Origin of the sequence: Streptomyces sp. bgisy159 (assembly GCF_965341775.1) — a bacterium.
Lineage (GTDB): Bacteria > Actinomycetota > Actinomycetes > Streptomycetales > Streptomycetaceae > Streptomyces.
Window position 1 is genome coordinate 1 of record NZ_CBDQZH010000141.1, and the last position, 519, is coordinate 519.

The 519-nt window shown below is 69.2% G+C and carries 1 pseudogene; it reads left to right on the forward strand.

Annotated elements, in window-relative coordinates:
• Nucleotide 1: 1 nt before the first annotated feature.
• Nucleotides 2-519 (forward strand): annotated as a pseudogene (locus ACSLTV_RS36190) (translation initiation factor IF-2); the annotation flags it as partial.

Consider the following 519-nt stretch of genomic DNA (forward strand, 5'->3'; position numbering starts at 1 on the left):
CATGAGCCACGAGCAGATGCTCGCGTGGCTGGACCAGGCGAACTCCGGCCAGGTCCAGGCCGCCGCCGACCGCCTCGTCGCCGCGGCCAAGTCCATCCGCGACATCGCCGAAGAACTCAAGATCCGCCCCCAGTGGGTCGCCTGGAAGGGCACCGGCGCCGACGCCTTCCGCACCTGGACCGCCGACCTCGCCAACTCCACCCTCCGCCTCGGCGACTTCAGCGACGATGCCGCCAAATGGCTCACCGAAGCCTCCGGCGCCATCGCCCAGGCCCAGGCCTCCATCCCCCGCGACACCCAGAGCGCCACCGCCAACCTCGCCGCCGCCAAGGCCGCCCACAACGATCCCGACGCCGCCGCGGTCGCCAGAAAATCCACCGAAGAACTCCAGGCCCTGGCCGCCCACAAGGAAGAGGTCCGCCAACAAGCCGCAGCCCAGATGCGCAAACTGGCCCAGACCTACACCTGGTCGGCAACCCAGATGAACAACCTGGAAAGACCCAAGTTCCCGCCACCACC